Source organism: Mesorhizobium sp. M0077, assembly GCF_040322955.1.
Classification (GTDB): domain Bacteria; phylum Pseudomonadota; class Alphaproteobacteria; order Rhizobiales; family Rhizobiaceae; genus Mesorhizobium.
In genome coordinates, this window is sequence record NZ_JAMYUL010000017.1 from 112852 (window position 1) to 132413 (window position 19562).

Consider the following 19562-nt stretch of genomic DNA (forward strand, 5'->3'; position numbering starts at 1 on the left):
AATTTGCCCAATCGGGTCGGTCTGCGCGTCGCGCCGGCAGGACCTACGATGCTAGATTTTGGTGTTTACGCGCCTCATGGATTGCCTTTAGAGGACGCCATCACACGAAGGGTCGAGAACAGGGGGACCACCGTGTCGGACGAGACGTCCAACCTCGAATTCCAGCCGCGCGCCCAGGGCAGCGTGATGGGCTTTCCCGCGCATGAGGGACGGCCTGGCGCGATCGGCGAGGTCCATGCCCGGCCGCATCCCCTGATCGAGAAGCCGCGCGTGCTTGTGCAACTCGCCTTCATGACCGAGGGCGGCTCCGGCGTCGACATGGCCGTGCTCTCCGAACTGTCGCGGCGCCTCGGCATCGCGGCGCCCGACCGTCATGCCCGCCACCACGCCATGAAGTGGGGCAAGGGTACGCTGCGCTGGGAGCGGCATACGGAATTTTCGACCTATCTGTGGGAAGGACCGCTGGCCGAAAGCAGCAGGGCGCAGGAGGATTCTCCTTTCGGCAACGGGTTCTCGCCGCCGGGAACGGTGATCTCAGGCATAAGGCTGGAGATTCGCAAATGGACGCCGGCAAGCGAGAAGCTGATTGCGGCCTTCGACCCGACGAGCCTCTGCTATTCGCTGGTCGAGCGCGGCAATGCGGCCATCGTCACCGATTTCCGCCAGGACGGCGACGGCCTGACCCGCATCCTGGTGCTTGATCGCGGCCTGACGCCGGCGCGGACCGGCGCGCTGTCGCAGCGGCTGATCGACGTCGAGACGTATCGCACGCTTGCCATGCTCGGCCTGCCGCTGGCGCTGACGCTGTCGGGCCGCGCCCGCCGCATCGAGGACCGGCTGGCGCAGACCACGCTGGAAATGAAGGTCGCTGAAACCCGCGACAGCCAGACGCTGCTCGCCGACCTGACCGAGCTTGCCGCTGAACTCGAGGCTGATGCCGCCTCCAGCCTCTATCGCTTCGGCGCCAGCCGCGCCTATGACGGTATCGTTGTCGAGCGGCTGGAAGCGCTGGAGGAAGAAGCCGTGCCCGGCTACGACACTTGGGGCGGCTTCCTGCAGCGGCGGGTGGCGCCTGCCATGCGCACCTGCCGTTCGGTCGAGGAGCGCCAGGCCAACCTGTCGCGCAAACTAACCCGCGCCACGACGCTGCTGCGCACGTGGGTTGATGTCGAGGTCGAGAAGCAGAACCGCGATCTGCTGGCGTCGATGAACAACCGCGCCCGGCTGCAACTGCGGTTGCAGCAGACGGTCGAGGGCCTGTCGGTGGCAGCAGTGTCCTACTATGTCGTCGGCCTGATCTCCTATCTCGCCAAGGGCGCATCGATCTTCGGCCATGCCTTTGCACCCGAAATCGTCACTGCCGCGGCGGTGCCGGTCTCCATCGTGCTGGTCTGGTGGGGCGTGCGGCGAGTCAGGCGGATGCACTCCGAGCCGGCGAAACATCCGGGGGAGTAGGAGCGCACTTTACCCTCCCCCTTGTGGGGAGGGTCGATCCGCATAGCGGATCGGGGTGAGGGTGCTCGTAAAGAGCTTTCGTCGCGCGGACCCCCACCCCGCTCACTGCGTTCGCGACCCTCCCCACAAGGGGGAGGGTTAAGATCCATAGCGGCAGATTGCCGCTGCGGAAGGCGGGCAGTACGCTCTTTGCCCGACGCGGTGTTTGCAACATCCGGATGTAACTGGTAAAAGATTTTTACCAGCTAAGCGGAGGACGCCGCCGATGTCCGGCCTTGTCATGCCCAAGCCAGACGACGCCACGATGCGAAGGCGCGCAGAGATCGTCGCCGACATGCGCATCATCGTGCCGGGCGAGGGCGTCGTCGACGCCACCAATGAGATGCGCGCCTTCGAAAGCGACGGCCTCACCGCCTACCGGCAATTGCCGCTGGTCGTGGTGCTGCCGGAAACGGTGGCGCAGGTGTCGCGCATCTTGAAATACTGCAACGACCGCAACATCCGTGTCGTGCCGCGCGGCTCCGGAACCTCGTTGTCGGGCGGCGCGCTGCCGCTCGAGGATGCCGTGCTGCTGGTCATGAGCCGCTTCAACCGCATTCTGGCCATCGACTATCCCGACCGCATCGTCGTCGCTCAGCCAGGCGTTACCAATCTTGGCATCACCATTGCCGTCGAGCAGGAGGGCTTTTACTACGCCCCTGACCCATCCTCCCAGATCGCGTGCTCGATCGGCGGCAATGTCGCGGAAAATTCCGGCGGCGTGCACTGCCTGAAATACGGCCTGACCGCCAACAATGTTCTGGGCATCGAGATGGTGCTGATGAACGGCGAGGTGGTGCGCCTGGGCGGCAATCATCTGGACTCGGAAGGCTATGATCTCCTCGGCGTCATGACGGGGTCCGAAGGCCTGCTCGGCGTCGTCACCGAGGTCACGGTACGCATCCTGAAGAAGCCGGAGACGGCGCGCGCTCTGCTGATCGGCTTTCCGACCAGCGAGCAGGGCGGCCAATGCGTCGCCGACATCATCGGCGCCGGCATTATCCCTGGCGGCATGGAGATGATGGACCGGCCGGCGATCCATGCCGCGGAAGATTTCGTCCATGCCGGCTACCCCCTTGATGTCGAGGCGCTGCTGATCGTCGAACTCGACGGGCCGGGCGTCGAGGTCGATCACCTGATCGGTCTCGTCGAAGCGATCGCCTATAGGAACGGCTCCACCACCTGCCGCATCTCGCAATCCGAACAGGAGCGGCTGAGTTTCTGGGCCGGCCGCAAGGCGGCCTTCCCGGCGGTCGGCCGCATCTCGCCCGACTATTACTGCATGGATGGCACCATCCCGCGCAAGGAATTGCCGCGTGTGCTCGCCGGCATGCGCGAACTGTCGGAGAAATACGGCCTTGGCGTCGCCAATGTCTTCCACGCCGGCGACGGCAATCTGCATCCGCTGATCCTCTACGACGCCAACGTGCCGGGCGAACTCGACAAGGCGGAAAGTTTTGGCGCCGACATCTTGCGGCTCTGCGTCAAGGTCGGCGGCGTCTTGACCGGCGAGCACGGCGTCGGCGTCGAGAAGCGCGATTTGATGCCGGAGATGTTCAACCAGATCGACCTCGACCAGCAAATGCGCGTCAAATGCGCCTTCGACCCCAACCATCTGCTCAACCCCGGGAAGGTGTTTCCACAACTGCGCCGCTGCGCGGAGCTTGGGCGCATGCACGTGCATCGCGGCCAGGTGGCGTTTCCGGACATTCCGAGGTTTTGATGGGGGCGGAATGTCTCACGTCGGCGATCCTTCGCGCCCCCCTCTGTCCTGCCGGACATCTCCCCCACAAGGGGGGAGATCACCAGTCATCTCTGCCTTCGCCAATCTTCGACGTTGCTAGAGAGGCGCGGTCGCCAAAGCTGCTAATCTCCCCCCAAGTGGGGGAGATGTCCGGCAGGACAGAGGGGGGCACGAAGGAACTCGACGTCTCTGCACTCGCAAGCGGCGCGTCGCCATGACCACCTTCACTCCCACCTCGTCCACCGAAGTCCTCTCCACCGTCCAATGGGCGGCTGCGGAGGAATCGCCGCTGGAGACCATCGGCCACGGCTCCAAGCGCGGCATCGGCCGGCCACAGCAGAGCGAACACACGCTCGATCTTTCGAAGCTCACCGGCGTCACCCTCTACGAGCCGGCCGAGCTGGTGCTGTCGGCCAAGGCTGGCACGCCGCTTTCCGAGATCGAAAACCTGCTCGCCGAAAACGGCCAGCAACTTGCTTTCGAGCCGATGGACTACGGCCCATTGTTCGGCGGTATCAAGGGAAGAGGCACGATCGGCGGCGTGCTTGCCGCCAACCTGTCCGGCCCGCGCCGGCTGAAGGCGGGCGCCGCGCGCGACCATATCCTTGGCATCAACGCGGTTGCCGGTCGTGGCGAAGCGTTCAAATCAGGCGGCCGCGTCGTCAAGAATGTTACCGGCTACGATCTGTCGAAGCTGATGGCCAACAGCTGGGGCACGCTGGCCGTGTTCACCGATGTCACCTTCAAGGTGCTACCGGCGGCCGAGACCGAGGTGACGCTTGCCATGCGCGGCCTACTCGACGATGCCGCCTCTGCCGCCATGGCGCTGGCGCTCGGCTCCAGCGCCGAAGTGTCGAGCGCGGCCCATCTGCCCGAACGCATCGCCGCGCGCGTTGCCGGGGGCAGTCTAGGCACCGACGCTGCAACGCTGCTGCGCGTCGAAGGGTTTGGCCCATCGGTCGCCTATCGCATTGAGGCGCTGAAGACCCTGCTGAAAAATGCCGGCCCGCTGCAGGAGATCGCAGGTGAGACATCACATACCCTCTGGCGTGACATAAGGGACTGCACGCCATTCGCCGACCGTAGCGAAAAGCCGGTCTGGCGCGTCTCCATGGCGCCGTCTCAGGCCCATCAGATGGTGCTGACGCTGCGCATGCAGATCGGTGTCAGCGCCTTCTACGACTGGCAGGGCGGGCTGGTCTGGCTGCGCATGGAGGAGGGCGATCCCGAGGCCGCCCTGCTGCGCGGGCTGATCAGAAAGCTTGGCGGCGGCCACGCCACGCTGGTGCGCGCCACCCCTTCGCATCGCGCCGCCGTCCCGGTGTTCGAGCCGCAGGCACCGCATAAGGCCGCACTGTCGGCGCGGCTCAAGGCCGAGTTCGATCCCAAGTCCATCCTCAATCCCGGCCGCATGGCCCAAGGCTAAGATAATGCAAACCAACTTCTCCCTTGCCCAGCTTGCTGATCCGCATGTCGCGGAATCGGAGAAGATCCTGCGCAAATGCGTGCATTGCGGCTTCTGCACCGCCACCTGCCCGACCTATGTGACGCTTGGCAACGAACTCGATTCGCCGCGCGGGCGCATTTATCTCATCAAGGACATGCTGGAGAATGGCCGCCCGGCCGACAAGGAGATCGTCACCCATATCGACCGCTGCCTGTCCTGCCTGGCCTGCATGACCACCTGCCCGTCGGGCGTCAACTACATGCACCTGGTCGACCATGCCCGCGCCCATATCGAGGAGACTTACAAGCGGCCGCTGCTCGACCGGCTGACCCGCGCCATGCTGGCCTTCGTGCTGCCCTATCCCGCGCGCTTTCGCGCCGCGCTGAAATTGGCGAGACTGGGCAAGCCATTCATCGGCCTGTTCGAAAGGCTGCCGGCGCTGAGGCCGCTGGGCGCGATGCTGAAGCTGGCACCGGCCTCGATCCCGACGGTCTCGCCAATGGCCTCTTCCGGCATTCATGCCGGGCAGGGGACGAAGAGAGGCCGCGTCGCCATCCTCACCGGCTGCGCCCAATCGGTACTCGACCCCGCCATCAACGAGACGACGATTGCATTGCTGACCAGGCTTGGCGTCGAGGTCGTGGTGCCGCAGGGCGAAGCCTGCTGTGGCGCGCTGGTCCATCATATGGGCCGCGAGGCAGCAGCCCTTGCCTCGGCCCGGCAGAATGTCGATGCGTGGACGCGTGCCATCGACCAGGGCGGGCTCGATGCCATCGTCATCACCGCGTCCGGCTGCGGCACAACGATCAAGGACTACGGCTTCATGCTGCGCCTCGATCCGGCCTATGCCGACAAGGCCGCGCGGATCTCGGCGCTGGCCAGGGACATTACCGAATATCTCGCAAGCCTCGACCTGCCCGAGCCGGTGCGCAAACCCGGCACCGTCGTCGCCTATCACTCCGCCTGCTCGATGCAGCACGGCCAGAAGATCACCCGCCAGCCGAAGGAATTGCTCGCCAGGGCCGGCTTCGTCGTGCGCGATCCGCGCGAGGGACATCTGTGCTGCGGCTCGGCCGGCACCTACAACATCCTGCAGCCGGAGATTTCGGAGAAGCTGCGCGACCGAAAGGTGAAAAACATCGAGGCCACCGGCGCGGAGATCGTTGCCACAGGCAATATCGGCTGCATCACCCAGATCGCTTCGGCTGCAAAGCTGCCGGTGGTGCACACGATCAAGCTGCTCGACTGGGCCTATGGTGGTCCGAAGCCGGAGGGCGTCTCCGAAGGAAACCTGGTCGCCGCCGAGTAAGCAGCTATTCCGCTGCCAGCCGGTCCACCACGCCATACGTCGCCTGGTAGCGCGCGCGCTGGCGGCTGAGCGCGACCATTGTGTTGCGCAAGAGGATCGCCACAGTGATCGGGCCGACGCCGCCCGGCACCGGCGTGATCCAGGACGCGACTTCCTTCACGCTCTCGGTGTCGACGTCGCCGACGATGCGGCTCGTGCCCTCCGGGCCGATCTCGGAATTGATGCCGATGTCGATGACGGCCGCACCGGGCTTCACCATGTCGGCCTTGATCAGCCGCGGCTTGCCGACGGCGACGAACAGCGCATCGGCGCGGCGCGCATGTGCCGCCACCGAGCGCGTCATGTGATGGCACACCGTCACCGTTGCGCCTTCGCTCATCAGCAGGAAGGCAATCGGCTTGCCGACGATCTCGGAATGGCCGACGACGACGACTTCGAGCCCCTTGAGGTCGAGGCCGGTTTCCTTGAGCAGCTCGACCGAGGCCGCAGCCGTGCAAGGCGCGAGGTCGAGTTGATTGTAGACGATATTGCCGATCGACGCCGGATGCATGCCCTCGACGTCCTTCAGTGGATGCACCGCCGCTTGCAGCGTCTTGATCGGGATATGCGCCGGCACCGGCCGCTGGATGATGATGCCGGTGACGCGCGGGTCGGCGTTCAGGCCATGGATCGCCGCCTCGAGTTCGCCTGCGCTGATGTCGGCGGGGAACCGCCGCTCCTCGAAACCGATGCCGGCAAGCGCGGCCTTGGCGCGCTGGTTGCGCACATAGACATCGACGGCAGCGGTATCGCCGACGGTGATCGACACCAGCTTGGGTGGAAAACCTTCGGCGGTGGCGATGGCGGCATCCTCGCGCACGGATGCCATGATGCGCTGGGCGACCGGGCCGCCCCGGAGATAGCGGCTATCGTCTGGCGGAGACATGGCTGAACCTTTGCAGCGAGTTTGGCGCAGGGGAGTTTGGCCGACCCTATAGCAGGGAAAATGCGGCAAGGCAGCGTGAAAGCGAACCGTCATCCCCCTGGCGCGACGTTCTGGCGCAGCCTGGCTCAGCTATAGCCGCAAAGAGAAAGGGCAGCGCGGTTTCCCGGGCTGCCCTTTCCTGACTGGCCGCATCCCCACACGGCCCGTCCCCCGTAAACTCTTCCCGATCCTGAAGCTCTAACCTTTTGGACCAGATGATTCGGTAGCCGACTATATCACGACCACGGTCGTTCCAACATTGACCCTCTCGTAAAGGTCAACCACGTCCTCGTTGCGCATGCGGATACAGCCGGAAGACACCGAGCCGCCGATGGTCCATGGCTGGTTGGTGCCGTGGATGCGGTATTCCGTCGTGCCGAGATAGAGCGCGCGGGCGCCAAGCGGGTTTTCCTCGCCGCCGGCCAGATAGGTCGGGAGGTAGCGGCCCTTGGCGGCCTCGCGCTTGATCATCTCCGCTGGCGGGCGCCAGTCCGGCCAGACGCGCTTGTTGGTGATCTTGTGCGTGCCAGACCATTCGAAGCCAGGCTTGCCGGTGCCGACGCCATAGCGCCGCGCCTTGCCGTTCTTCTCGACCAGGAACAGGAAGTTCTGCGTCGTATCGATGACGATCGTGCCCGGCTTCTGCGGGCCGTCATAGGCGACTTCCTGCGGCAGGTAGAGCGGATTGATCTGCGGCCGCATCACCACGCGCTTGGCCGGCGCCTGCACGGAAGCAGTGCGCACCCGATCGGGTCGCGCCGGCTGCGCATAGCGAAGTCGCGGCTGCTGGACCACCTGTCGGCTCTGCCGCACGATGCCGGGCGCCCGGCCTAGCTGCAGCACCCAGGGTGCGGAAAGGTCGGGGCTCACCATCACCGGCGGCCTGTCGGCATAGCGGTCGTTGGCGGCAGACGAGGTGACGCCGGCGGCCAGAATGGCCACGGCGCCGAGCACGGAACGCAAAAAGATCTTCATCGGAACGCACCTTGATCGTCGAACGGACGGAGGCGGAACTTGCCCCCGGTTGCGCGATCCTTGGCGCGAAGCCACAACCGAAACATGAATCGGAATGCGTAAAATGCCGCTTTGTCAGTAAACCTTTTGGTGTGGTTACCGCCGGGTTCAGGAATCTGGTAAAGCCGCGGTAAATGCAGCGCGAAAGCGCGTTAACGAATGGATTGGCCATGACTCAAGACAACACCGGACTGCTTACCGGCTCCGACGGGATCACGCGCTGCTTCTGGCACGGCAATCTGCCGGACTATCTGCACTACCACGACCATGAATGGGGCCGGCCGGTCGCCGACGACCGCAGGCTGTTCGAAAAGATCTGCCTCGAAGGCTTTCAGTCCGGCCTGTCCTGGCTGACCATTCTGCGCAAGCGCGAGAATTTCCGCGAGGCCTTCGCCGGTTTCGACTTCTACAAGGTCGCTGCCTTCACCGACGAGGATGTCGAGCGCCTGGTCGCCAATGCCGGCATCATCCGCCACCGCGGCAAGATCGTCTCGACCATCAACAACGCCAAACGGGCGTGCGAAATGGTCGACGAGTTCGGCTCGCTGGCCGCCTGGTTCTGGAAGTTCGAGCCGGGGCCGGAGGAGCGGCCGGCGGTGGTGGACATGGCGCATCTACGCGCCAACCCGACGACAGGGGTCTCGATCAGGATTTCGAAGGAGTTGAAAAAGCGCGGCTGGACCTTTGTCGGCCCGACGACGGTCTACGCCTTCATGCAGGCGATGGGTCTGGTCAACGACCATCTCGAAGGCTGCGTGTGCCGGGAGCAGGTGGAGAAGGAACGCAAGGCCTTTAAGAGGCCGAACTAGGGCGCTGTCCCCCTACCTCCCCCTTGTGGGGAGGTCGCGCCGAAGGCGCGGGTGGGGGTATCTTGGCGCCGCACCCCCACCCCGACGCTACGCGTCGACCCTCCCCACAAGGGCGAGGGTAAGGAACTCACGTCCCGCTGGCGCCCGTCAGAAAAAGCCCGGCGACAATCGCCGCCAGTGCCGCAAAGGCCGGATAAATCACCAGCAATCCAGTCATCAGCGCCTCGCGCACGGTGGAACCCTTGCGCTCGTCGGCAGTGACCTCAAACGGACCGGGGCTCGCCGTCACCTGCGCACGGCTCTCGGCCGGCCGCAGCCGGACTTCATGCAAGCCGTCGTCTCTGATGTCGAACTTGTGTGCCGCAGTCATGGCCCCAACCCTTTGTTTCGGCGCGCTTATCGGCTCTGATTGTGTCGGCACGATGCCGCGCCGATGGCGGAATTGTTTCCTTTCGGTGCGTTTTGTTTCGGACGAGAAGGAAAGAGCGCAAACCCTTGCCGCACCAAGCCGCTTCGGTTAGGACACGCCCACTCCAAACAAGTCATCGATTACTAAGCGAAAAGACCCATCCCATGGCCGACAAATCGGAAAAGACGAAAGCGCGGCTGCCGCGCGGCTTTGCCGACCGCAGTGCCGACGATATCCGCGCCGTCGAGAAGATGATGGCGACGATCCGTTCGGTCTATGAGCTCTACGGTTTCGAGCCGGCCGACCAGCCGCTGATCGAATACACCGATGCGCTGGGCAAGTTCCTGCCCGACCAGGACCGGCCTAATGAGGGCGTATTTTCTTTCCAGGACGATGATGAGCAGTGGCTGTCGCTGCGCTACGATTTGACTGCGCCGACGGCGCGTTTCGTCGCCGAGAACTTTGAGCGGCTGCCGAAACCTTACCGCAGCTACCGCTCCGGCTGGGTGTTTCGCAACGAAAAGCCCGGCCCCGGCCGCTTCCGCCAGTTCATGCAGTTCGACGCCGACACCATCGGCACGCCGGGCGTCGCGGCCGATGCCGAGATGGCGATGATGATGGCCGACGTGATGGAAGCGCTCGGCATCAAGCGTGGCGACTACGTCATCCGCGTCAACAACCGCAAGGTGCTGGATGGCGTGCTGGAGGCGATTGGCCTTGGCGGCGATGAGAATGCTGGCCGCCGGCTGCATGTCCTCCGGGCGATCGACAAGCTGGATAAATTTGGCCCAGACGGCGTGGCTCTTTTGCTTGGAGCCGGACGATGGGATGGCGGTAAGGAAGGCGAAGGGGACTTTACTAAAGGCGCGGGCCTTGGCGCAGCTCACATCGAACGAGTGTTGAGCCTTGCAGCATATCCGGATGCATTGGGTGGTGCATTAGGGCTTTCCAACGATGAAACCCTTGCGAGTATGGCAAAGGCAGTAGAGGGCAATGCTCGCGGAGTAGAAGGCTTGGAGGAGCTTTCTGTCATCGCAAAGTTGGCGCATGCATCTGGTTACAACAATGACCGCATCCGCATCGATCCCTCCGTTGTCCGCGGCCTCGAATATTACACCGGCCCGGTCTTCGAAGCCGAGCTGTTGGCCGAGATCCCGAACGAAGACGGCCAGATCGTGCGCTTCGGCTCGGTCGGCGGCGGCGGCCGCTATGACGGGCTGGTCTCGCGCTTCCGTGGCGAGCCGGTGCCGGCGACCGGCTTTTCGATCGGCGTCTCCCGCCTGATGACGGCGCTGAAGAACCTCGGCAAGCTGGACACCACCGATGTCATCGCGCCGGTCGTCGTGCTGGTCATGGACAAGGATACCGATAGCCTTGGCCGCTACCAGAAGATGGTCGCAGAGCTGCGCGCCGCCGGCATCCGCTCCGAAATGTATCTCGGCGGCGCCGGCATGAAGGCGCAGCTGAAATATGCCGACCGCCGCGGCAGCCCGGTCGCCGTTATCCAGGGCGGCGATGAGCGCGCCAAGGGCGAGTTGCAGATCAAGGATCTGATCGAGGGCGCGCGCATGTCGGCCGAGATCACTGACAACGCCGAATGGCGCGCCGCAAGGCCGGCACAGGTCACGGTGGCGGAGAGCGAGCTGGTCGCCGAGGTGAAGAAGATCTTGGCGGCGCAGGTCGCTGACCGTGCGAAGGGTGGCGCTTGAACGCCCCCCTCTGGCCTGCCGGTCATCTCCCCCTCAAGGGGGGAGATTGGATGTCGCGCATGGTTTCGCCAATCTCCGGCGTTGAAGAAGAGGCGCTGCGCTCCAAGCTGCCAATCTCCCCCCTTGAGGGGGAGATGGCCGGCAGGCCAGAGGGGGGTGCCTCGCGCCACGCATGACCTCCCGCTATCCCGCCATCGCATCCGAAATCACAAACCTCTTCGCCACCCGCAACACCCATGCGGTCGAGGTCGCGGTGCTGCAGCCGGCCGACCCATTCCTCGACATGGCCGGCGAGGATCTGCGCCGCCGCATCTTTCTCACCGAAAGCGAGACCGGCAAGACGCTGTGCCTTCGTCCCGAATTCACCATCCCCGTCTGCCTCGACCACATCGCCTCGCAGGCCGGCACGCCGCGCCGCTATTCCTATCTCGGCGAAGTGTTCCGCCAGCGCCGCGAGGGCGGCAACGAGTTTTTCCAAGCCGGCATCGAGGATCTCGGCGACCGCGATACGGCCGAGGCCGATGCCCGTTCGCTGGCCGATGCGCATGCGCTGCTGCAGTTGGTGCTGCCTGGCCAGGAGCTGGCGATCACACTCGGCGACCAGACCATTTTCGAAGCGGTGCTGGCCGCACTCGGCCTGCCGCGCGGCTGGCGCATGCGACTTGCGCGTGCCTTCGGTTCGGCGCCGATGCTGCAGGCAGCGTTGTCCGATCTCGCCAACCCGCCACGCAACGGTCAGCTTGACGGCGAAGTCGCGGCCCTTGTCCTCGATCGCGATCTCGAAGCGCTTTCCGCCCACATTGCTGGCGGCATGGAAGAGGCCGGCCTGCTGGCATCCGGCGGACGCGCGCCCGCCGACATTGCCCGGCGGCTGATCGAAAAGGCCGAACTGCGCAGCGTGCGGTTGTCGAACGAAGCGTTTGCGGCGCTCAGGGATTTTCTCGCCATCGACGTGCCGCTCGACGGCTCGAGTGCTGCGCTCGAAAGTTTTGCGGCCTCTGCCGGGCTTTCGCTGGGCGCGGCGCTGGAAAAATTCGCCGCCCGCGCCAAAGCCATCGAGGCACATGGCCTGCCTGCAAAGACGATCCGCTACGACGCTGCCTTCGGCCGTCCGCTGGATTACTACACCGGCATCGTCTTCGAGATCGCAGCACTTGGTGGCGAGCGGCCGCTGGCCGGCGGCGGTCGCTACGACCGGCTGCTGACCCTGCTCGGCGCCAAGACGCCGATCCCCGGCGTCGGCTTCTCCGTCTGGCTCGACCGCATCGAAGCGCTGCGGGGAGAGCCGCAATGATCACGCTGGCGATCCCATCGAAAGGCCGGCTCAAGGAGCAGGCCTTGGAGGTACTGGCCAGGGCCGGGCTTGCCGTCAGCCTGCCCGGCGATGAGCGCCAGTACCGCGCCCGCATCGACGGCGCCGAGGGCATCGAGGTGGCGTTCCTGTCGGCGTCCGAAATCGCCGGCGAGATTGGGCAAGGTTCGGTCGACCTCGGCATTACCGGCGAGGATCTGCTGCGCGAAAACCTCGCCGACTGGGAGGCGCGCGCCGAAATCGTCGCTCGCCTCGGCTTCGGCCATGCCGATGTCGTGGTCGCGGTGCCCGGCATCTGGCTCGACGTCGATACTATGGCCGATCTCGACGATGTCGCCGCCGATTTCCGCCAGCGCCACGGCAGGCGACTGAGGATCGCAACCAAATACTGGCGGCTCACGCAGCAGTTCTTCTCGCAAAAGCACGGCATCCAGGTCTACCGCATCGTCGAAAGCCTCGGCGCCACCGAAGGCGCACCGGCCGCCGGCCTCGCCGATGTCATCGTCGACATCACCACCACCGGCTCGACCCTACGCGCCAACCATCTCAAGGTGCTGGCCGATGGGGTTGTGCTGGAGTCGCAGGCTTGCCTGGTGGCTGCCCGGAAAGATCGTGCGCCGGCGGATGAGGCGCTAGTGCGGGAAATAGCCGCGAAGATGAGCGCGCTCCCTCCCCCTTGAGGGGAGGGTGGACAGCCGCCAAAGGCGGATGGACGGGTGGGGTCGCTCCGGCAGTGCTCGACGCGAGACGACCCAAGCCGGGTCGACCGTGACCAAGGAAGTCGAGCACTTCGCTGAGGACCCCACCCGCCTCGCTTCGCGAGGCACCCTCCCCTCGAGGGGAGGGAAACCACCTGTACTTTCCACCACCCCATCAGGCTGCTAGGCTCACTCATCGGGAGGAGACGGCGATGGCGATCAATCTCGACGAGCTCAAGAACGCCACCAATCTGCGCGGGCGCGGCAGGGCGTTCATCGCGCCGATCGATGGCAGGGCGCATGTCTCCGGCGAGCGCACCCCGTCGCTGCTCGACAAGACGATCCCTCAGCTTTTCTCCGGCACGGTCAGCAAATACGCCACGCAGGATGCTGCCGTCTTCGTCGGCCAGGACAAGCGCTTCACCTGGAGCGAACTGTCGGACACGGTCGATACGCTCGCCGCCGGCTTCCTGGCGCTTGGCCTCGAAAAAGGCGACCGTGTCGGCATCTGGTCGCCTAACCGCTGGGAATGGCTGGTCACCCAGTTCGCCACAGCTCGCATCGGCCTGATCCTGGTCAACATCAACCCGGCCTACCGGCTGACCGAGCTGGAATATGCCCTCAACAAGGTCGGCTGCAAGGCGCTGGTCACCGCCGCCAGTTTCAAGACCTCCGACTATCTCGGCATGATCGAGACGCTGGCGCCGGAGCTCGCCAAGGCCAACCCCGGGAAGCTCAAGGCGCAGAAATTGCCGACGCTGAAGATCGTCATTCGCATGGGCGACGACAACTCGCCCGGCATGTTCAATTTCGCCGATGTGCTGTCGATGGCCGGCCGCGACGAGCATGACAGCCTCGACCGCATCTCCGAAGGGCTGAAGCCGGGCGAGGCCATCAACATCCAGTTCACATCAGGCACGACGGGCGTGCCCAAGGGCGCGACGCTGACCCACACCAACATCGTCAACAACGGCAATTTCGTCACCGCTACGATCAAGCTCACCGTCGACGACCGGCTCTGCATCCCGGTGCCGCTCTATCACTGCTTCGGCATGTCGATGGGCACGATGGGCTGCGTCACCAAGGGCGCGACCATGGTTTTCCCGCGCGAGGGTTTTGACGCCGGCGCCACGCTGAAGGCGGTGGCGCAGGAACGCTGCACCGGCCTCTACGGCGTACCGACCATGTTCGTCGCCATGCTCGACCATGCGGATTTCGCCAGCTTCGATCTCTCCAGCCTGCGCACCGGCATCATGGCGGGCTCACCATGCCCGATCGAGGTGATGAAGAAGGTGGTGTCGCTGATGCATATGGAAGAGGTGACCATAGCCTACGGCATGACGGAGACGAGTCCCGTCTCCTTCCAGAGCAGCGTCGACGATCCGCTGGAAAAACGCGTCTCCACTGTCGGCCGCATCCATCCGCATGTCGAGGTCAAGGCCATCGACGCCGACGGCGCCACCGTCGCGGTCGGCGCGCCGGGCGAGCTTTGCACACGCGGCTATTCCGTGATGAAGGGTTATTGGGACGACGCGGAAAAAACCCGCGAGGCGATCGACAGCGATGGCTGGATGCACACCGGTGATCTCGCCACCATCGACGCCGAGGGCTATTGCAACATTGTCGGCCGGGTCAAGGACATGGTCATCCGCGGCGGCGAAAACGTCTATCCCAGAGAGGTCGAGGAATTCCTCTACCGCCATCCCAAGGTCAAGGAGGTGCAGGTGTTCGGCATTCCCGACGCCAAATATGGCGAGGAGCTGTGCGCCTGGATCGTGCTGAAGCCCAACCAGATCGCCACCGAGCAGGAGATCAAGAACTTCTGCGCCGGCCAGATCGCCCACTACAAAATTCCCCGCTACATCCGCTTCCGCACCGAACTGCCGATGACGGTGACGGGCAAGCCGCAGAAGTTTTTGATGCGCGAAGCGATGGTGGAGGAACTGGGGCTGGTGGTGCAGAAGACGGCTTGAGGGTTGAACGCCGGGGGACGGGACTGCCCAGCTTCGAAACGACACTGGGGTGCTCGACAGGCTTCCGCAAGGTTCGCCGAACGCATGGGGCTTGAATGACTGGTTTCGCACGATCAGCGACTTCCTATGCGATGCCTTTGGCCGCGCTGGCACTGGCCGTTGCGGTCAGAGTCAGCGGGCTACCGGTGGACGAAGGTTCGCCGAGCGTCAGGATTCTCGTCGGAGCGCTCTCGAGTGCGATCATGTTCATCACTATTTTCGTGGTGCTCGATCACGCCGAGGCGGTGGCCCACCGTGTGGGGGAGCCTTACGGCACATTGGTGCTGACTTTTGCCGTGACGGCAATCGAAGTGTCGATCATCGTTTCCATGATGCTGCATGGAGAGAACAACCCCACGCTTGCACGTGAATCCGTCTTCTCGACAGTGATGATTGCCTCCACCGGCGTTGTCGGAATGTGTCTCACGTTTGGCGGCTGGCGGCATCGCAAGCAGGCAATTGTCCGGCAAGGGACCAGCGCATATCTGGCGGTTCTGGCCGCACTGACCGTCATGACGCTTATCCTGCCGACCTACACGCGGACCACCGATCCCGGCACATTTTCGGCAGCTCAGCTTGGCCTGGTAAGCGTTCTTTCCGTGCTGCTCTATGCAAGCTTTGTGTTCGCGCAGACAGTCCGGCACCGGGACGATTTCATCGAAGGACTGGCACACGACCTTTCGGCGCGAACCGCCCCTCACAAAAGCATCTCTTCCAGCGCTCTGCTCCTGGTAATCGGACTGATCGGAATTGTCATGCTCGCCGAGCAGGTCGCCGCAAGTGTTGAAAATGCGCTCGTTGCTTACCAGGTGACCCAGGCTGACAGCATTGTGGGGGCAATGATCGCGGGTCTGGTTTTGATGCCGGAAGCCATTTCGGCGGTTCGCGCTTCACTCAACAATGAGCTGCAGCGCGGCCTGAATGTCGCAATGGGTTCGGCTTGCGCCACGATTGGTTTGACGATACCTGCGGTCGCAGCAGCCAGCCTGCTTACGGGACGAGGGTTGACCCTGGGGCTCCCGGAAGCTGACGCCGTACTTTTGGTTTTAGCGCTTTTCATATGCAGCGTAAGCTTTAGCAACGAAAGGACGACCTTCCTGACCGGAATCGTCCATGCCGTTGTGTTTTTTACGTATGTATTTCTGGTATTTATCCCTTGAGGCTTTGGTGCGATCTGGCGACCAACCATCAAGGCGGGTATTCTCGAACGCGCCTGATTTGAGCTTTTCGGGGGTTCCCAAGGCGACATCCAAGACCCAAACGACTCACACCCCCATCACCACCCCATCCAGTCCGCGAATGATCTTCGCCAACTCGACGCACTCATCATGCCGCACCTTGTTGCGGCGCCAGGCGAGGCAGATCGTGCGTTGCGGCATTGGCTCCTGGAACGGCACGATCTTGAGGTCCGGCATCGCGCTGGCCGGCTTCGCCGCCATTTCCGGGATGAGCGTGACGCCGAGACCATGCGCCACCATCTGCAGCAGCGTCGTCAGGCTGGTGGCGCCGTAGCTTGCCATCGCTACGGGACGCACGCTGCCGCACAGGGCCAGCGCCTGTTCGCGCAGGCAGTGGCCTTCCTCCAAAAGCATCAACCGCTCCAGCGCCGGGCTTTCCGGCGGCACCGGTGGCGAGGCGAAGGCTGGATCTCCGGATGGCACGGCGAGGAAGAAGCGGTCGGCGAACAGTTCCTCGGTGACCAGGCCCGGCTGGTCGAGCGGCAGCGCGGCAATGAAGGCGTCGAGCCGTCCGCTTGCCGTGTCCTCGACCAGTGATGCGGTGACTGCTTCGCGCAGTTCGAGCTGCAGGGACGGAAAATGCCGTTTCAGTTCCGGGAGCACATGCGGCAAAAGATACGGCGCCACGGTCGGGATGATGCCTAGCCGGAAGCGGCCTTCCATGGCCGGGCGGCCGCGCCGGGCCGTCGTCTCGACGTCGCTGATATCGCGCAGGATGCGCTCGATGCGTGGCAGCAGCGCTTGCGCCTCTTCCGTCATCCGCACCGTCTTGCCGCCGCGCTCGAACAGCCGGCAGTTCAGCCTTTGCTCCATCTCGGCGATTTGCGCGGACAGCGCCGGCTGGCTGACACCGGCGAGTTTTGCGGCGCGGCCGAAATGCAGCGTTTGCGCCAAAGCCTCGAAATACTGCATCTGCCGCACCGTCAGGCCAATCATAAGGAAAACCTATCGCAACAAACAGGAAAGGCAATTTGTTTTTATCGAAGAGACGGCTTAGTCTGGAACCATTCCAGAGTGGCGCGGCTCCCGGCCGGCCCGGAAAAACCAACACATAAATCAGCAATTCGGAGGCCAAGATGGACGCGATGACCGACGACAACAGCGCCGGCAAATGCCCGGTCGCGCATGGAACCTCCGCCAGGACCAACCGCGACTGGTGGCCGAACCAGCTCGACATCGGCGTTCTCCACCAGCAGTCGAGCCTTTCGGACCCGATGGGCGAAGCTTTCGACTACGCCGCGGAGTTCAAGACGCTCGACCTCGATGCGGTGATCGAGGATTTGCACAAGGTGATGACGGATTCGCAGGATTGGTGGCCGGCCGATTTCGGCCATTACGGGCCGCTGTTCATCCGCATGGCCTGGCACAGCGCCGGCACCTATCGCATCGGCGACGGCCGGGGTGGCGCCGGTGCGGGCCAGCAGCGTTTCGCGCCGCTGAACAGCTGGCCGGACAACGCCAATCTCGACAAGGCGCGCCGGCTGCTGTGGCCGGTCAAGCAGAAATACGGCCGCAAGATCTCCTGGGCCGACCTGTTGATTCTCACCGGCAACGTCGCGCTGGAATCGATGGGCTTCAAGACCTTTGGCTTTGCCGGTGGCCGCGCCGATGTCTGGGAGCCCGAGCAGGATGTCGACTGGGGTTCGGAAACCAAGTGGCTCGACGACAAGCGCTATTCCGGCGACCGTGAGTTGCACGGCCATCTCGGCGCGGTGCAGATGGGCCTGATCTACGTCAACCCGGAAGGGCCGAACGGCAAGCCGGATCCGCTGGCCTCGGCCCGCGACATCCGCGAGACCTTCGCGCGCATGGCAATGAACGATGAGGAAACCGTGGCGCTGATCGCCGGCGGCCACACCTTCGGCAAGACCCATGGCGCCGGTGATGCAACACTGGTCGGCGCCGAGCCGGAAGGCGCGGGCATCGAGGCGCAGGGCCTCGGCTGGTCGAGCAAGCATGCCACCGGCATTGCCGGCGATGCGATCACGTCCGGCCTCGAAGTTACCTGGACGACGACGCCGACCAAGTGGAGCAACAACTTCTTCGACAATCTCTTCAACTTCGAATGGGAGCTGACCAAGAGCCCGGCCGGGGCCCATCAGTGGACGCCGAAGGGCGGCTCTGGCGCGGTTACGGTGCCGGACGCGCACAATCCCTCGAAGCGTCATGCGCCGGCAATGCTGACCACCGACCTCGCGCTGCGGGCCGACCCGGCCTATGAGAAGATCTCGCGCCGCTTCCATGAGCATCCGGAGCAGTTCGCCGATGCCTTCGCCCGTGCCTGGTACAAGCTCACCCATCGCGACATGGGGCCGGTCGTGCGGTATCTCGGCCCGCTGGTGCCGAAGGAAGAGCTGATCTGGCAGGATCCGGTTCCGGCCGTCGACCATGAGCTGGTCAGCGACCAGGATATCGCATTGCTGAAGGCCAAGATCCTGGCTTCGGGCCTCAGCGTTTCGCAATTGGTCTCGACCGCCTGGGCCTCGGCCTCGACCTTCCGCAACTCCGACAAGCGCGGCGGCGCCAATGGCGCGCGCATTCGCCTGGCGCCGCAGAAGGACTGGGAGGTCAACCAGCCTGTCGAACTGGCCACCGTGCTGGCGAAGCTCGAAGCCATCCAGAACGAGTTCAACGCAGGCGGCAAGAAGGTCTCGCTGGCCGACCTCATCGTGCTCGGCGGCGTCGCCGCGGTCGAGAAAGCCGCAACGGATGGCGGCAATGCGGTGAAGGTTCCCTTCGCGCCCGGCCGCACCGACGCCTCGCAGGCGCAGACCGACGTCCATTCCTTTGCGGCGCTCGAGCCCAAAATTGACGGCTTCCGCAACTATGTCAGGGGCAAACCGCCGATGACGGTTGAAGCCATGCTGGTCGACCGGGCGCAACTGCTCAGCCTGACGGCGCCGGAGATGACGGTGCTGGTTGGTGGCCTGCGCGTGCTCGGCGCCAACAGCGGCGGCTCGAAGCACGGTGTGTTGACCGACAGGCCGGGCACGCTGACGAACGACTTCTTCGTCAACCTGCTCTCGATGAGCACCATCTGGGATCCGGCCTCCGAGCCGGGCTCGCATGAGGTCTACGAAGCACGCGACCGCAAGACCAGGGCGGTCAAGTGGACCGCCACACGCGCCGACCTGATCTTCGGCTCGCATGCGCAGCTGCGCGCGCTGGCCGAGGTCTACGGGTCGGCGGATGCCGGGCAGAAATTCGTTGGCGATTTCGTCAAGGCGTGGACCAAGGTGATGAACGCCGACCGTTTCGACATCGCTGGCTGATACAACCTCCCAAACGAAGGGGGGGGGGGGGGGGGGCCCCCCCCCGGGGGTGGGGAGCGGGGGAAAAAAGGGCGGAGGTTAAGGGGGGGGGGTGGGGGCGCCCCCCCCCGGGGGGCGCCCCCCCCCGCGGC

Annotated in this window: 15 protein-coding genes; 11 read left to right on the forward strand and 4 right to left on the reverse strand. The window is 64.4% G+C overall.

From position 1 onward, the window contains the following. The first annotated feature begins 132 nt into the window (after positions 1-132). From NKJ57_RS26510 to glcF, 4 genes are all read left to right on the forward strand, one after another. Entirely contained in the window at positions 133-1455 is a 1323-nt protein-coding gene (locus NKJ57_RS26510) for a DUF3422 family protein (protein ID WP_352513115.1), read from the forward strand. Positions 1456-1720: 265 nt separating this feature from the next. Continuing rightward, complete coding sequence (locus NKJ57_RS26515; protein ID WP_352513113.1) at positions 1721-3217, forward strand: FAD-linked oxidase C-terminal domain-containing protein; 1497 nt, start codon at positions 1721-1723, stop codon at positions 3215-3217. A gap of 235 nt (positions 3218-3452) precedes the next feature. After that, positions 3453-4664: an FAD-binding protein gene (locus NKJ57_RS26520; protein WP_352513111.1), complete on the forward strand. Its 1212-nt coding sequence runs from the start codon at positions 3453-3455 to the stop codon at positions 4662-4664. 4 nt (positions 4665-4668) lie between these two features. Beyond that, positions 4669-5994 (forward strand): glycolate oxidase subunit GlcF, encoded by a 1326-nt coding sequence (glcF, locus tag NKJ57_RS26525; protein ID WP_352513109.1) that lies wholly within the window; start codon positions 4669-4671, stop codon positions 5992-5994. Between the two features lie 4 nt (positions 5995-5998). Here glcF and NKJ57_RS26530 read toward each other — a convergent pair whose 3' ends face one another. After that, a complete protein-coding gene (locus NKJ57_RS26530; RefSeq protein WP_352513107.1) occupies positions 5999-6919 on the reverse strand; it encodes a bifunctional 5,10-methylenetetrahydrofolate dehydrogenase/5,10-methenyltetrahydrofolate cyclohydrolase in 921 nt (306 codons plus the stop codon). A gap of 270 nt (positions 6920-7189) precedes the next feature. Next, positions 7190-7933, reverse strand: a complete 744-nt coding sequence (locus NKJ57_RS26535; protein ID WP_023686831.1) for a L,D-transpeptidase — start codon at positions 7931-7933, stop codon at positions 7190-7192. A 209-nt stretch (positions 7934-8142) separates the two neighbouring features. Between NKJ57_RS26535 and NKJ57_RS26540 the strand changes: the two genes are divergently transcribed. After that, positions 8143-8781, forward strand: coding sequence for a DNA-3-methyladenine glycosylase I (locus NKJ57_RS26540; protein ID WP_352513105.1), 639 nt, complete (start codon positions 8143-8145; stop codon positions 8779-8781). Positions 8782-8908: 127 nt separating this feature from the next. Here the strand turns inward: NKJ57_RS26540 and NKJ57_RS26545 are convergent, their stop codons facing one another. Beyond that, positions 8909-9151, reverse strand: coding sequence for a hypothetical protein (locus NKJ57_RS26545; RefSeq protein WP_352513103.1), 243 nt, complete (start codon positions 9149-9151; stop codon positions 8909-8911). Between the two features lie 203 nt (positions 9152-9354). On the opposite strand from NKJ57_RS26545, the gene hisS reads away from it, so the two are divergent. The 5 genes from hisS (at position 9355) to NKJ57_RS26570 (ending at position 16081) form a co-directional block, all read left to right on the forward strand. After that, a complete protein-coding gene (gene hisS / locus NKJ57_RS26550) occupies positions 9355-10899 on the forward strand; it encodes a histidine--tRNA ligase (RefSeq protein WP_352513101.1) in 1545 nt (514 codons plus the stop codon). A gap of 172 nt (positions 10900-11071) precedes the next feature. Further along, positions 11072-12193: an ATP phosphoribosyltransferase regulatory subunit gene (locus NKJ57_RS26555; protein ID WP_352513099.1), complete on the forward strand. Its 1122-nt coding sequence runs from the start codon at positions 11072-11074 to the stop codon at positions 12191-12193. Beyond that, complete coding sequence (hisG, locus tag NKJ57_RS26560) at positions 12190-12891, forward strand: ATP phosphoribosyltransferase (RefSeq protein WP_023710119.1); 702 nt, start codon at positions 12190-12192, stop codon at positions 12889-12891. The genes NKJ57_RS26555 and hisG overlap by 4 nt, the downstream gene beginning before the upstream one ends. Before the next feature lie 230 nt (positions 12892-13121). Continuing rightward, positions 13122-14882: an AMP-binding protein gene (locus NKJ57_RS26565; protein WP_352513097.1), complete on the forward strand. Its 1761-nt coding sequence runs from the start codon at positions 13122-13124 to the stop codon at positions 14880-14882. Between the two features lie 95 nt (positions 14883-14977). Beyond that, positions 14978-16081, forward strand: a complete 1104-nt coding sequence (locus NKJ57_RS26570; protein WP_352513095.1) for a calcium:cation antiporter — start codon at positions 14978-14980, stop codon at positions 16079-16081. 105 nt (positions 16082-16186) lie between these two features. Here the strand turns inward: NKJ57_RS26570 and NKJ57_RS26575 are convergent, their stop codons facing one another. After that, entirely contained in the window at positions 16187-17095 is a 909-nt protein-coding gene (locus NKJ57_RS26575) for a hydrogen peroxide-inducible genes activator (RefSeq protein ID WP_352513094.1), read from the reverse strand. 140 nt (positions 17096-17235) lie between these two features. On the opposite strand from NKJ57_RS26575, the gene katG reads away from it, so the two are divergent. Then, complete coding sequence (katG, locus tag NKJ57_RS26580; protein ID WP_352513093.1) at positions 17236-19431, forward strand: catalase/peroxidase HPI; 2196 nt, start codon at positions 17236-17238, stop codon at positions 19429-19431. Positions 19432-19562 lie beyond the last annotated feature (131 nt).

What these genes read in the sequence shown, in the direction of transcription:
- NKJ57_RS26515 (WP_352513113.1), top strand. Translation starts at nt 1,721, where the DNA reads ATGTCCGGCCTTGTCATGCCCAAGCCAGACGACGCCACGATGCGAAGG.
- NKJ57_RS26520 (WP_352513111.1), top strand. Translation starts at nt 3,453, where the DNA reads ATGACCACCTTCACTCCCACCTCGTCCACCGAAGTCCTCTCCACCGTC.
- glcF (WP_352513109.1), top strand. Translation starts at nt 4,669, where the DNA reads ATGCAAACCAACTTCTCCCTTGCCCAGCTTGCTGATCCGCATGTCGCG.
- NKJ57_RS26530 (WP_352513107.1), bottom strand. Translation starts at nt 6,919, where the DNA reads ATGTCTCCGCCAGACGATAGCCGCTATCTCCGGGGCGGCCCGGTCGCC.
- NKJ57_RS26535 (WP_023686831.1), bottom strand. Translation starts at nt 7,933, where the DNA reads ATGAAGATCTTTTTGCGTTCCGTGCTCGGCGCCGTGGCCATTCTGGCC.
- NKJ57_RS26540 (WP_352513105.1), top strand. Translation starts at nt 8,143, where the DNA reads ATGACTCAAGACAACACCGGACTGCTTACCGGCTCCGACGGGATCACG.
- NKJ57_RS26545 (WP_352513103.1), bottom strand. Translation starts at nt 9,151, where the DNA reads ATGACTGCGGCACACAAGTTCGACATCAGAGACGACGGCTTGCATGAA.
- hisS (WP_352513101.1), top strand. Translation starts at nt 9,355, where the DNA reads ATGGCCGACAAATCGGAAAAGACGAAAGCGCGGCTGCCGCGCGGCTTT.
- NKJ57_RS26555 (WP_352513099.1), top strand. Translation starts at nt 11,072, where the DNA reads ATGACCTCCCGCTATCCCGCCATCGCATCCGAAATCACAAACCTCTTC.
- hisG (WP_023710119.1), top strand. Translation starts at nt 12,190, where the DNA reads ATGATCACGCTGGCGATCCCATCGAAAGGCCGGCTCAAGGAGCAGGCC.
- NKJ57_RS26565 (WP_352513097.1), top strand. Translation starts at nt 13,122, where the DNA reads ATGGCGATCAATCTCGACGAGCTCAAGAACGCCACCAATCTGCGCGGG.
- NKJ57_RS26570 (WP_352513095.1), top strand. Translation starts at nt 14,978, where the DNA reads ATGACTGGTTTCGCACGATCAGCGACTTCCTATGCGATGCCTTTGGCC.
- NKJ57_RS26575 (WP_352513094.1), bottom strand. Translation starts at nt 17,095, where the DNA reads ATGATTGGCCTGACGGTGCGGCAGATGCAGTATTTCGAGGCTTTGGCG.
- katG (WP_352513093.1), top strand. Translation starts at nt 17,236, where the DNA reads ATGGACGCGATGACCGACGACAACAGCGCCGGCAAATGCCCGGTCGCG.